At 43.7% G+C, this 13037-nt stretch carries 11 protein-coding genes; 4 read left to right on the top strand and 7 right to left on the bottom strand.

The features are described from left to right. Positions 1-273, bottom strand: a 273-nt coding sequence (locus I8752_RS35970) for a hypothetical protein (RefSeq protein ID WP_214436920.1), incomplete at its 3' end; no start/stop codon positions are given. A gap of 256 nt (positions 274-529) precedes the next feature. Here I8752_RS35970 and I8752_RS35965 point away from each other — a divergent pair. Next, positions 530-766: a helix-turn-helix domain-containing protein gene (locus I8752_RS35965; RefSeq protein ID WP_190751053.1), complete on the top strand. Its 237-nt coding sequence runs from the start codon at positions 530-532 to the stop codon at positions 764-766. 332 nt (positions 767-1098) lie between these two features. Next, complete coding sequence (locus tag I8752_RS35960; RefSeq protein WP_214436919.1) at positions 1099-4044, top strand: DUF3987 domain-containing protein; 2946 nt, start codon at positions 1099-1101, stop codon at positions 4042-4044. A gap of 217 nt (positions 4045-4261) precedes the next feature. On the opposite strand, the gene I8752_RS38520 is transcribed toward I8752_RS35960, so the two are convergent. The 6 genes from I8752_RS38520 to I8752_RS35935 all read right to left on the bottom strand — a co-directional run bounded on the left by I8752_RS38520 (position 4262) and on the right by I8752_RS35935 (position 9716). Then, positions 4262-6019, bottom strand: coding sequence for a tetratricopeptide repeat protein (locus tag I8752_RS38520; protein ID WP_404827144.1), 1758 nt, complete (start codon positions 6017-6019; stop codon positions 4262-4264). Continuing rightward, positions 5988-7013: an NB-ARC domain-containing protein gene (locus I8752_RS38515; protein WP_318780943.1), complete on the bottom strand. Its 1026-nt coding sequence runs from the start codon at positions 7011-7013 to the stop codon at positions 5988-5990. Before I8752_RS38515 ends, I8752_RS38520 begins: the two co-directional genes overlap by 32 nt. Before the next feature lie 93 nt (positions 7014-7106). Further along, positions 7107-7520, bottom strand: a complete 414-nt coding sequence (locus I8752_RS35950) for a hypothetical protein (RefSeq protein ID WP_214436918.1) — start codon at positions 7518-7520, stop codon at positions 7107-7109. 154 nt (positions 7521-7674) lie between these two features. Next, positions 7675-8412, bottom strand: coding sequence for a DUF6753 family protein (locus tag I8752_RS35945; RefSeq protein WP_214436917.1), 738 nt, complete (start codon positions 8410-8412; stop codon positions 7675-7677). After that, entirely contained in the window at positions 8412-9188 is a 777-nt protein-coding gene (locus I8752_RS35940; RefSeq protein ID WP_225896129.1) for a P-loop NTPase family protein, read from the bottom strand. Before I8752_RS35940 ends, I8752_RS35945 begins: the two co-directional genes overlap by 1 nt. Continuing rightward, on the bottom strand, positions 9189-9716 hold the full coding sequence (locus tag I8752_RS35935) for a hypothetical protein (RefSeq protein WP_214436916.1): 528 nt from the start codon (positions 9714-9716) through the stop codon (positions 9189-9191). It abuts the gene before it with no gap. Positions 9717-10168: 452 nt separating this feature from the next. Here I8752_RS35935 and I8752_RS35930 point away from each other — a divergent pair, with 452 nt between their 5' ends. Then, positions 10169-10567, top strand: a complete 399-nt coding sequence (locus tag I8752_RS35930) for a MobC family plasmid mobilization relaxosome protein (RefSeq protein WP_214436915.1) — start codon at positions 10169-10171, stop codon at positions 10565-10567. Next, positions 10548-12806 carry a relaxase/mobilization nuclease domain-containing protein gene (locus I8752_RS35925; protein WP_214436914.1) on the top strand — a complete coding sequence of 753 codons (2259 nt, stop codon included), beginning with the start codon at positions 10548-10550 and terminating at the stop codon, positions 12804-12806. The genes I8752_RS35930 and I8752_RS35925 overlap by 20 nt, the downstream gene beginning before the upstream one ends. The last annotated feature ends 231 nt before the right edge of the window (positions 12807-13037 follow it).

Below are 13037 nucleotides of genomic sequence, written 5' to 3'. Positions count from 1 at the left end.
ATCTAGATACTTTTGCCACTGGTCATCAGTAAAATTCGCCCTGTTGTAATCACAATGGTCATGTGACTGTAGCAGTTCGTCTACTGCTTGGATGGCATCGCCTAGTGTTACGTCTGGATAGTATTCTAGTTGCCTGAATTCTTGTGAATCTCGGATTTCTCTGAGCCAGCGGTTTGTTGCTTGTAAACGCCGAATCTGATTAGATGTCAGCATTATTTCTCCTTTGTTTGGTAGTTCGTTGATTGCTTCTAAATTGCGTAAATTGATATTCATGAGTCCTCTGTCATGATGCAGACACGCACAATTACTGCGACCGCAGATATAAAACAGACGCAATGCAGATAACCTGTGTTTATAGCTAAATAACTATGTCCTGGCTGTTGACGTATCGATAACCCGGACACTATGATATTAGCTATAACCGTTCATTAATGTCAAGTGCTCATTAATATAAATCGTTTGATATTTACTAACGGTTGTAAATTAGCAATGATAAATGGTTGTATTAATAACCGTTTATTGTTACTGAATGCCTATAAGGAACAAAGTCAAACAATTTGTAGACGGTTTGGGCATTACTCGTTATCGCTTTCAAAAAGATACGGGTATAGCACCTAGTACCGCTTACAACTTATATGACAATCCAGATTGGATACCACAAGTTACAGCTTTAAACAAAATCTGCGATTATTACCGTGTCCAACCTAGTGAGCTAATTTACTGGGTTCCACCAGAAGAAATTGAAGAAGACAAGGAGGACAAATGACCTACGCTGACCAACCTAATGGAGTAGACCGGATTGAGCGGGTACTCGAACGAGTGGCAGTTAACCATTTTCTTAGGCAAGGAGACAACTGCAACGCTCCTCCGAGCAATTAAATTGATGTTTTTGTCCATAGCTCAACGACAAAACCCGCTCGACCGGGAAGTTAAGCGGGTTCTGTCATTTGACTATTCATAACGCGGGTAACTCCGAACTGAAAATGTCCTGCAAGACTTTTCGGAACCGCGATCGCAGTTCTATGATAACCAGTTCTGCGCTCGCATTGCAACATGAGGAGTTACCCGAATTTTGAAAGAAAATTCGAGGTAATACAAGTGCATACTACACAATTGAATCCAACAACAGCAGAGCGGTTAATTTCAGGCTTACAGCAAATTCCTCTTCACTGGGCATTGACTCCTGTTACAGACAATAAGCGCCCTTATCGTGAGGACTGGCAAAGAGAAACAGCACTAAGTAGGCAGGCGCTGATTAAAGAACTGCAATCAAGCAAAGCTTTGGGCTACGGCATCCGCACAGGTGAAGTATCAGGCGGAATTTTAGCCATTGATGCGGACGGTTACGCAGCAGAAGCATTACTACAAAAGCTTGCTGATGGCGACTTACCCGATACAGTAATTTTTAGCTCTGGCAAAGCTGGGCGCAGACAGTTACTTTACTTTGTCACAGAGGAATACTGGCAAGTAGTAAAAACTGTCAAGCTCAAAACTGGGGTCAAGGGCGATGACGGTAAAGAGCAGTTACTAGAATTTCGCTGGAATGGATTGCAAAGCGTACTACCGCCATCTGTACACCCCCAAACTGGTAGTTATTACTGGGTGCGATCGCCCCAGGATATTGAGGTTGCCAAATGCCCCAACTGGGTAATTGAGTTGATGCTGAACCATCAGCAGCCCACAAGAGCGCCCGCACCAACTCCAAAACCTCAAAAACCAGCTGTCATTGGTCGCCCCCCCTTAGAAATTTTCCTGGGTAAGGATGACCGCGCCTTAATTGAGCATGGCACAGGCGACGGTGGACGCAACATGGCAGCCCAGAAACTGAGCCTTAATCTGATTGCTACATCTCGTCGTCTCCATGAATTAGGGATTGACCATCTGGACTTACCAAGGGTTTTGTACGATGTGTTCTGCGATCGCTGCACACCGCCACTTAGTTCACAGGAGCGCGAAGGTTGGTGGAGAAAAGCCGACGCGAAAGCCATTCGCCCCAGCCTTGATGATGAAAAGCTACAAGGATGTTACTCCGCTTGGCTGAAAAAGTATCAAATTAATATCAGTACAACACCTGATTTAAGTAGAAAATCTCTTGTCTACGTAGACAATGGCTTATTGTCTACGCCATTGTCTACACCCAAAAATGATGATGAGAGAATAATTCAAGCTATTGTCGGCAATATCTACACTATTATCGAGTCTAATTATTCGGAATTTGTAGAACGTCAAAAACTTAACTCTCTTTATCATCAGTACGAAGACCTAGTTGACCGGAAATTATTTGAAAGCATTGTTTCCAGTCAACGAGTAAAAGTGAATGAAGTACTACCAGAAGACGAAATCCGGCTGAAATCCTTAATGGATTACAGCCAAACTCGGATTAACTGGGATGAAGTATTACCCGCGCCCCTAGCCCGCGACATCAAGCATGATGCAGAAAAACTTAATATTGACCCTGTAATGATTTGGCAAGCTTTGTTGCCTGCCGTATCGTCATTAGCAGGGACGTTTACTCTGGATGAGTATGGTGGTATCCCTGCGATTAACTGGACTTGCACCGTTATACCGAGTGGCGGCGGTAAAACCCGTGCTGACAGCCTTGTTTTTGCGCCACTACGGGAGATGCAGCTACGCGCCGACGCGGATTATAAGGAAAGGGCTAAAGAGTACAAACGGGCGATCTCCCGGTATGAAAAAGCTGGGGACTTTGAAGCCCCAGAACCAGAAAAGCCAGGGTTGAGAAAGTACCTGTTTGAAGTCGCCACAATTCAATCAGTCCTCAAACGCCTATCAGAACAAGGAAACCACGGTTCTTTGTGGGCGCGGGATGAATTTAAAGGACTTTTTAGTTCTCTTAATCAGTTTTCCGGTAGTGAAACGGAAGCCACAGAATTGGTGCTGAAGCTTTGGGACAACAAGCCAACATTTGTTGACCGCGCCGACATTGAAAATAGTTACAGCATTGCTGGCACAGCAGTATCACTGGCTGGTGGCATCCAGAATGATGTTTTCCGCAAAGTTTTTAAAGACGCTAACGACGGGAACGGGATGCAAGCCCGCTTCTTGTTTGCAGTACCCGAACAACGTAAGAAACGGTACGTACCTGGGGCTTACTGCCGCCTGAGCGATCGCCTGCCCGTACTTTATGAGTGGTTAGACAATTTAACAGAACAAACAGTCAAGATAGCGCCAGATGCTCAAAAGTATTTTGCCAGAATTGTTGACAGCATCGGCGACCAAATCGAGCAGATTTCTCATGCTGGTATCCGCACCTGGATGAACAAGCTTGATACTCACATCCTGCGGATAGCGCTGGCTTTGCACTTGATTGAGTGTTTTTACAGCCCCGGAACCACTGACATCAAAACACTATCCCTAGCCACCTTAAAACGGGCTGTCACCTTTGCCCAATACTACCGCAGCGCCTTTCATATCTTGCAGGAAAAAGTTAGCACCAGCGATGACATTGCATCAATTATGTTGCAAATTCACGCTGCGGCACTGAGTAAACATCCTGATGGGATCAGCGCCCGTGATGTTTATAAAGATTCTCGCCCCATTCAAAACCGCGCTAAGGCGGCTCAAAGAGAAGTGGGGGCTTACGTAGCCGACCTATTTGAAAAAATGGCTCAAATGGGTTACGGGTCAGTTGTACGTAAAGGTCGCTCCGTAAGGTTTATTGCATTCGACAAACCAAATTTGGAAAAGAGCTTTCAAGATGCAGACAATGTAGACAATAGCCCTCAATGCCAGCAAATACCTGATAATAGCGAGGAAAAAGATTGTCTGCACGACCGTAGACAATCGGATATTGTCTACGTAGACAATCAAAATAATACTGAAGCACGGCTAGATACAGAGTGCCAAGAAGCACAATTAACAACCACAGTGGATCTAATTGGTAAAACGGTGACGATTAATGCCGGAGGACGCTTTGATGGGCTGGAGGGTGAGGTGATTGCTTTTGATGGGGAACAATGCAGGCTGATTGCAGACGGCAGAGAATTGTGGTTTGCACCCGAATATCTGCTCGTTAAGAGTTGATGTTTGCGGCTCCCTCACCGCTACTGTTAGGGGTTCTGGTAGCAATCGAACAGAAACTTACGCTAAGACAAACTTTGCCTAAAATAATATAAACTAGGCAATGTTTAACCGTTGTTAAAAGGGTTGCTGTGTCTGCTTTCTGGCCTTAACGTAAGTTATTGCACGGATGCTACGAGAACCCCGACACCCTGAAAAATCAATATTGCTTTGCCTAAAACTAAGACTGACGACGTTGACGCAAAGATTCCAAATTATTTTGCGTCGTGATTATATTGGGATGATTTGCTCCTAACTCTTGTTCCAAAATCTCCAAAGTCTCGATTAACAAAAATTCGGCTTCACTGTAACGTCCTAAAAAATAGTAGAGTCCTGCCAAATTGTTCAGGCTAGATGCAATATCTGGGTGTTTATCTCCCAGCAAACGTTTTTTCATCGCTAAAGCTTGGATGAATAAAGGTTCGGCTTCGTTATAGCGTCTTTGGGAACGGTAGAGTTCTGCTAAATTGCTCAGGCTTTGTGCCACATGAGGGTGTTCATCTCCCAGCAAGCGTTTCCACATCACCAAAGCTTCGATGAGCAAAGGTTCGGCTTCGCTGTAACGTCCTTGAAAATAATAGAGTTCTCCCAAATTATTCAGACTAGTTGCAACATCAGGGTGTTCATCCCCCAACAGGCGTTTTCTCATCACCAAAGCTAGGACGAACAAAGGTTCAGCTTCGCTGTAACGTCTTTGAGAATGGTAGATAAATGCTAAATTATTCAGGCTAGATATAGTATCAGGGTGTTTATCTCCCAGCAAGCGTTTCCTCATCACCAAAGCTTGGATGAACAAAGGTTCGGCTTCGCTGTAAAGTCCTTGAGAATGGTAGAGAGATGCCAAATTATTCAGGCTTTGTGCTACATGAGGGTGTTCATCCCCCAACAGACGTTTTGTCATTTCCAAAGCTTTGATATACAAAGGTTCGGCTTTGGTGTACCGTCCTTGGGAACTGTAGAGAAATGCCAAATTGTTCATACTAGATGCAACATCAGGGTGTTCATCCCCCAGCAGGCGTTTTCTCATCACCAAAGCCTCAACGTACAAGGGTTCAGCTTCAGTGTAGCGTCCCTGAGAGTCGTAAAGTCCAGCCAAACAGTTCATACTAGATGCGACATCAAGGTGTTCATCCCCCAGCAGGCGTTTTGTCATTTCCAAAGCTTTGATATACAAAGGTTCGGCTTTGGTGTACCTTCCTTGGGAACTGTAGAGAGATGCCAAATTACTCAGGCTAATGGCGACATTAAGGTGTTCATCCCCAAATCGGTGTTTATACGTTGCCAAAGCTTCGATGAGCAAAGGTTCCGCTTCGGTGTACCGTCCTTGGGAATTGTAAAGTTTTGCCAAATTATTCAGGCTAATGGCGACATTAGGGTGTTTATCCCCCAACAGGTGTTTATACGTTGCCAAAGCTTTGATGAGCAAAGGTTCCGCTTCGGTGTACCGTCCTTGGGAACTGTAGAGAGATGCCAAATTGTTCATAGTAGTTGCGACATCTGGGTGTTCGTCTCCTAGCAAGGGTTTCCTCATCACCAAAGCTTGCATGAGCAAAGGTTCGGCTTCGCTGTAACGTCCTTGAGAACAATAGACTTCTCCTAAATTATTCAGACTAGTTGCTACATGAGGATGTTCATTCCCAAGGCGGGATTTTAATACTGTTACGCATTCCTCACACCAAGCTTGTGTGATCGCATACAAACTCTGTCCCCGATAAAATTTACCTAAGCCTACAAAAGGCCAAATTAAATCTTGATCACTAACTACATCAGTTAGATTTTGTGCCACCTCCGCTAAATGTGGTATTGCATCTTTTACTAATTTAATATCCTCTTGAGTTGGTGAATCAGGTATTTTTTGAGAAATTGCTACCATTGCAGCAGCCACAGCACGTTTTAATTTCTTTGCTTCAATTTGCTTTTGAGTCCGAAGTTGTAACATCAGGTTCTCCTTCTAACTTGCTTCTAAAGAACTCACGAATTAGCGAATGTAGACGGTAGATTTGCTCCTGCTGCTGCAAAAGTTGTAGCAAGTGAAATCTTAATAACTTAGCTCTTGCTTCCTCCATTTCCTCAACATCAAACTTGTTACCACCATTAGAGTTTTCACAATAGTTTCGCTCGGCTGACTCAGCTAAGTACCAGGGAATTGGTGCAGATGCAAACACACTCAATAACTTACCTAAGTGCTGACTGTTGTTATCTAGCTCAACCCAACTCAACTCAAACGCAGCTTCTGCCCCCCGTCTACCTGTTGAAGTACTATTTTCCTCATTTAGCTTAAGAGCGGCGTATCTAATTGCTTGCCGCTCCAAGGCTTTCTCTTGCAGCCGGAACAGCAGTGTGAAAAGCGATAGCTCCTTTCGCTCAAGCAAATAGCGCCCAACAAGTTCGATTCCCAGAGGTAGATACTCTAACCAATGACAAAGTGTGTTGGCTATCTCAAAGTCCTGCTGAACTCGTTCTTTCCCAATTAAAACTGTCAACAATTCTAGAGATTGTTCTGGAGACAGCACATCTAGAGACAGCGACTGAACGGGTGGACTAAACTTTTGCCGAGTTGTCATCACTATCTTGAAGCGGGTGAATGCAGCAGACGGCAAGTATGGTTCGATATCTCGGCGATAGTTAACCACATCATCCAATACCAGCAGAACATCACCTTCACACCAGTTTCGCCAGCAAAAAGCTACTTGGTCATACAATTCTAATCCTTCTGGAATTTTCAGGTTCAGTTGAGATTGGGCAAACCCGATAACCTGAGTACCTACGTTAAATTCTCTAGCAAATAGCCAGCAGATACCTCCTTCATAAGACGATTTATACTGCTGAGTGTACTGAATAGCGAGTTCTGTTTTGCCCACTCCTCCCATGCCTTCTATCGCAGAAATAGAAACTAAGTTTACTTGCTGCAATTGCGTGTGTAGTTGCTCCAATTCTGATTCTCGTCCGATGAACTTAACTACACCACTACGAGGAACATTATTTGGGGGATTTAACTTTGTCCTTTCCCCAGAGGACGACTGTAGTCAAAAGTTAAGGGTAGGATTATTGATTGTAGTAATTCCGCCCTTTATGCTTATCCCTTTCCAATTCTCAATCACAGTTGTCAAACGCTTTTCAACTTCACGATTCTCGTTTACAGCTTGATTGACATCATTTCCTAAAGCTTCTACTGCTGCTTTAATTTCTGCATCTTTGGCTGCTGCCTTGGACACTTCTTCTACCAAGACTGCTTCCCCAATATCTTCTCGTTCATTAGGCGCTAAAGCGGCACGCTCTGCTGCTGCTGTTAAGCTTTTGGCTGTGTCTGGCGATTTTTCAACAAGGAGTTGCATCAGCCGTTGTGAGGCTATATCAAAAGTTTTGTCTGTTGACCAGTCAATCAGTTTACCTACCACCCAGCTTGTAAAAGCGATCGCACCCGCAGTTAGTGGCTCCATGTACTACCTCATCTAGCAGCATCAGATTTTACTGATATTACACGTTTTCTCTAATGAATTCCGCAATTGGGGCAAAATTTGGAATTACACGAAATTAACTATTTCGTGTAATGCAGACACAGTTATTTTAAATCGCTTTTTCAACAGCAATTTTTTACCGTCGCCGTCTAAGATTAGGATCTGTCCCCAAACGTTTCTCAACCCGTTGCAACTTGGTATTAGTCCAACCAGTCTGCTCCAAAATCTTCTCCAAAGACTGCGTAGTTTCATAAGGAACTCTGAGCGGAAAAAGATTTGAATAAATCAAAAACAGAATAAAAAAAGTGACCGGAGAAAAAAGCCGGATAATAAAAGCTCTCGCCCAACTTTTAGCGTCTGATTCCACGCCTTTTTGGTTCATGAGAGATATCATCTCCTTGACTTCTTTCAATTCTTCTCGTAGCGGTGCGATTAATTTCTCTGTTGGGGTTGGCGAGGGATTGTTCCAATTCCCGGAGAGTTTGGTTAAGTTCTGCAATAGCTCCAGTTGTTGCTGCGACGTTAGATTTAATGCGCTCAAGGCTATCCCTAGCTGATTGCAACTCGTCGCTAGATTTTTGATGTTCTCCGTGTGGTCTGCCTGAGTCTTCAGTTGCTCTGCTGTCAGTTGGCTCCATTGGTTCAGTTCCGCCTGTAAATTTTCAAATAATAACTTCCAATCATTTGGTGCAGTTTCTGTCAACTGTGCCAAATAGCCGATGTACTGCACTAATCGAAATGCTGGATCATCCTGTTTCATGCCAGAATCAAGCGCAAACCGCAACACTTTCGCTTGAAATTCTGCTGACTTTTCTGACAGTAATCTATCTAAATGTGATACTCCACCATTACCTTTACCATTACTCACAGCCATTACTCTAACCCCAATTGCACAGCAGCCTTAGCAAACTCAGACTCAACCGCATCAATCCAGCCATAAACTCTCGACTGATTACTCAAACTAAAATCCTCATGCTCTAACGCCTCCCTGAAGGTAAGGTCTTTTGAGTCAATCAAATCAAAAATATCGTCGTATAACTCAGGCAATAACAGTTCAATTGCCCCCAATTCTTCTACAGATTGTTTGACCTTAGAATTGTTATAGCGAGTAAACTTGTGTTCATCACCCCAGTAAAGATTTTTCACAACCACATAATCAACACGGTCGCCGCAAAAATCCACTAAGCGTTTTAACTGCAAAACACTATCCTTGACTCGTCCTAAAACCGATACCATAGTGATGCGATAACCCAAACGCTGGGCATTTTGAAACAGAAAAATATCCTTAGCCACCGACTCAAAATATTCCGCAGCCCCAGCAGGGAGATCCACCAGAGATACTTTAGGAGATAAACGCTTCAAATCATCCTGCAAAGCATCAGCACCACCGCGCTGATTAAGTTTCAACCCTGACACCCCAGGTTGCACCTTATTATAGTGGCGATAAAGCTGAGGATTTGACTGGTCGCATTCGTAAGCAATACAGTTGATATTTCTGTGGCGGTAAATATCGAGGAGAATTCTTGCCACCACACTTTTACCAGTGCCGCCCTTATCGCCAGTCACCAAAACTAAACGCCCAACAGTCTTTGGCTGATTAGTAGGTTTTTGTTTAGCAGAATCAGCTGATGATTTTGATTTAACCGCCATTTATAAATCCTCATCTGAAATGATTTGAGGTATAAAAGCAGGGCGATAGGTATTTTGATACCCATTTGACTCTGCCTCAGCCAAATTTTTAGTATTTGTATTAGTTTGAGAATTTGTTGAGACTGACTTTGCAGATTTTGATTTTGCTTGCGATTTAGCTGAAGATTTTTTAACAGACTGACTACTGCTATTTTCTGTCGCTGAATTCTCGCCTAAATTCTGCTCATTAACAACTTGAGTATCAGTATTATCCTGAAGGTTCTCAGCTACTGATTTTTTGCGCGTAGACCTTTTGATATCGCTAAGTAGATAACGGATACGTTCTGCACTGATATTGATATCTAAACCAGCTAAAGTTTCTGACACTTCCTCGTAGCTATAGCCAAGACGTAGCACCCGTTCAATTTGACGGCGCATTTTTCTAATAGCCTCTCGTGCCGGGATATCATCTAATTCCTTAGCACCCAAAGCGCGGAGAGCATCAAGAGCCTCTGGAATTTTTGACTTAGGAATACTATCTTTAGTCACAGAAGTAAAAAACAGAGTTTCGTTATGTTTAAAACTTTACTTTTACACCAAGCATCTATCTAAAGACAGGTTATTATCAATGCAACAATTAATTAATAATCAGCAATAGATATTAACTTGATTAACTGAACGGTAATCACTGAGAACGTGTAAGATAACTCACGAAGAGTTTATCAAAAAAATTCATAAAACAATTATTAATAGTTCACCATGCTACCAAAGCTTGTAATGACTAGCTTGTTTTAGTGGCAGTAGCCGCTCTCTACGCGCTGTGACCACACGTTGCTGGTTGCCCCCTGTCTCTCGTTCCTACCCCACGCCCTTGCTAAGGAGCAAGCCATGCCTAAAGCTGCGCTTTGTCTCGCTGCGCTCGACTCGGCAGGCTTGCCAAAGGGGGAAGTATCCCCTTTGGAAACCCCTCGCCAAAATTGCACATTGTCTGATTTGAGATTATGACCAAGCGTTCTTCGTCGTCACTCATCCGCACCAAAAGACTGCAAGCGCGGTTCAGCCCAATTGAATATGAGATGGTTCGGTCAAAAGCAGAAGACGCGAGTATGAGCTTGGCAGAACTGACAAGACGTTGTATGTTACTGCGACCAATTCCACCACCGCCGCCGCGACTGGGCAGAGTTACAGTAGCCACCTACTTGGAACTTTCCCGCATCGGCAACAACATCAACCAATTGGCCAAAGTTGCCAACACTGCCATCAAAATGCAACTGCCACCGCCAGCAGATCCAGAACTATTAAACGAACTACTAGAACTGTTGCGGCACTGCCAACGAGAAATTGCCAAAACCTTCATATCTGAGGAGGATGAGGAAACCGATGATTGGCAACCAGACTAAGGGGCGAGGATTTCGCGGACTGCTCAATTATCTCCAATCTCAAGAAGGAGCCAAACTTATTGGTGGCAACATGGGCGGCAGAAACCCCCGCGCCCTGGCTGTTGAATTCAAAATCTCGCGTCAATTGAACTATGAAGCCGACAGAGTAGTTTACCACGCATCACTATCTCTACCCCAAGGCGAACGACTCGATGACGCAACCTGGAACGAAATCGCTCAACGCTACCTTGAAGAGATGGGTTTTGACAGCAACCAGTATGTAGTCTACAGACACAGCAACACTCAGCACGACCACATCCATATCTGCGCTAGTCGCATCCGTTTGGACAACGGCAAGATAGTTCATGATAGCTGGGATTACAAACGCAGTGAAAGTATTATCCGGCAGCTAGAACGGGATTACGGGTTACAACAAACTCACAGCAGCCACGATAAATTAACCCGCAACCCAAGTATTGGGCAACAAAGACGACTAGAGCGAGAGCAGCTTGAATACATTAAAGGCGATCGCCTCTCGCCACAAGAACGTCCCATCAAACAACAACTAATTGAACTCATCGACCGCGCCACGGTAAATAGACCGATCATGCCCCAAGTTATTGAACGACTGCAACTACAAGGCGTAGAAGTTCGTCACGGTGTAACACGCAACGGCAAAAGTAAAGGCATCTCTTACTCGTGGAACGGGCAGAAATTTAGCGGTACATCTTTGGGGCCTGCCTATACTTGGCCTGGACTGCAAAAACATAAAGAAATTGACTATCAGCCACAACGGGATGATGAGCGAATTGAGCAACTGTTGCATAATCATGTCGGGCGAGCAGTTGACAACCAAGAACTCATAAATGTGATCGTTAACTATATTGAACAGTCAGCAGTTGAGTCAGTCTTAGTTGAAACGTTACCACAATTAACAGAATTAACAGAACAACTGTCACTTTATCAGCAGCAGTTAAAAGCAGAAAGAACTACATTCGACGACCTAAGAGCAGTGATTGCTCAACAGGAGCAACAACTTACATCACAAAAAGCAGTGGATGCAATTGTTGACTATATTGACTCAAGAGCAGTTGAGTCAGCCTTAGTTGAAACATTACCAAAATTAACAGAATTAACAGAACAATTGTTACTGTATCAGCAGCAATTAAAAGAAGAAAGAACTACATTAGACGACCTAAGAGCGGTGATTGCTCAACAGGAGCAACAACTTATATCACAAAAAGCAGTGGATGCAATCGTTAACTATATTGACTCAAGAGCAGTTGAGTCAGCCTTGGTTGAAGGGTTGCCACAATTTCTAGAACAATTACACGGGCATCAGCAGCAGCTAAAAGAAGGAAGAATCGCATTAAACGACTTGTCAACGGCAATTACTGATTTGGAGCAACAACTTTCATTACAAAAAGCAGTGGATGCAATCGCTAACTTTATTGAACAATCAGTAGTTGAGTCAGCCTTGATTGAAACGTTACCACAATTAACCGAACAACTATCTCAATATCGGCAGCAACTTAAAGCCGGAAAAACCACATTCGATGACCTCTTTGCAGTGATTGTTTATTTGGAGCAACTCCACAGATCACAAAAAGCAGTGGATGCGAACGCTCTTAATAAAGCTTCAACTCTAACCACAGATCAACCAAAACTAAAAGAGGAACTAAGAGCCGAGTTATATAAGTATTACAGCACCGACTTACAAAACTTATTAGTGACTGACCGAGACAAAGAAATTGCTACCTTGGCGCTATTAGATAATAAGTCAGTCGAAGAAGTTGAAGAAATTATACTAGGCAGTCCAGCCGGATGGACTGCTGATGAAGCTAAAGCATTAGTTCTAATCGCTAACAATCAATTGGCATCAAAGCAAGAACAACCATCACAGCAACTTGACCAAAAACAGCAGTTACAGTCCGAATATTTAGCCTTCGCTGTGCCTGTTGCTGTTGAATTAATCAATTGGCAATTAAGAGAAAGTGGCTCAAATAGCCTGAGATTCAAACGAGCAACTTTAGAAAAACAGGGTAGAGAATTGGTGTTTACCCATGATGAACGAGGTGAAATATTTCGAGTGGCGGTCAACCGAAACCAGTCAGGTGAGCTTGAGTATTCACCGATTAATGTAGGGTCAGTAGACTCTCTTGACCTCGGCTTTTGGCGTGAAGCAGAGCGCGTATTGCAACAAATAATAGAAGAAAAGCGGCAACAAGAAAGAAGACAGAGTAGAGGGAGATCCCTTTAGGCGATGGCGCAACTCAAAACCTAGCAAGCTCAAAGTTTGCGGGGGGAGCCACTGCCACAAATCAACTCTTTGAGCCACCTGCGATGGTTGCAGGCAGCGGCAGACACTCCGCTACGCCGCCTCAGAAGTTAAGAGTTGCTTGAGTTAGTGCTGGGTGGAACAAAATCGCTGAAATTTCTGCCAATTAAACATACTAGAATGAGTTATTATCATCAACTTAAAGTACAGCCA

Source organism: Dendronalium phyllosphericum CENA369, from assembly GCF_016056275.1.
Lineage (GTDB): Bacteria > Cyanobacteriota > Cyanobacteriia > Cyanobacteriales > Nostocaceae > Dendronalium > Dendronalium phyllosphericum.
This window is presented reverse-complemented; position numbering and strand designations above follow the sequence as displayed.